The 334-nt window shown below is 66.2% G+C and carries 1 protein-coding gene; it reads right to left on the bottom strand.

The window, feature by feature from the left end:
- Positions 1–334: Ig-like domain-containing protein (locus ASC74_RS32710; RefSeq protein WP_056742710.1), on the bottom strand; the 334-nt coding region annotated here is incomplete at both ends.

Below are 334 nucleotides of genomic sequence, written 5' to 3'. Positions count from 1 at the left end.
CTGTTGATCACGTCGATGGTGATGGTGGTGGTGCTTTGGTCACCGTCGGCATCGCGCACGGTGTAGGTGAACACGTCGGTCGCACCGGGATCGCTCACGGCGTTCGGGTTGCTGTGRTAGACSGCGTTGCCGTTGGCRTCCAGCGTCAGGTAACCGTAGGTGCCATTGATCTGGCTGTTGAGGCCGCCAACGGCYGAGGTCGAGGTGTCTGAACCGGCCCGCACGCCGACCACCGCSCCYCCTGCGGCGAGGCCATCGGCGCCGCCGACGTCGTTCCACAGCACGTTGCCACTGACGGTGCCGCCTTCGGCGACCGACGTCTCGTCGGCATGAG

The sequence above is a fragment of the Pseudomonas sp. Root329 genome (assembly GCF_001424925.1).
In the GTDB taxonomy this organism is placed as follows: Bacteria; Pseudomonadota; Gammaproteobacteria; order Pseudomonadales; family Pseudomonadaceae; genus Aquipseudomonas; species Aquipseudomonas arabinosi.
Note: the sequence above shows the minus strand (reverse complement) of the source record. Positions and strands in the feature narration are given on the sequence as shown.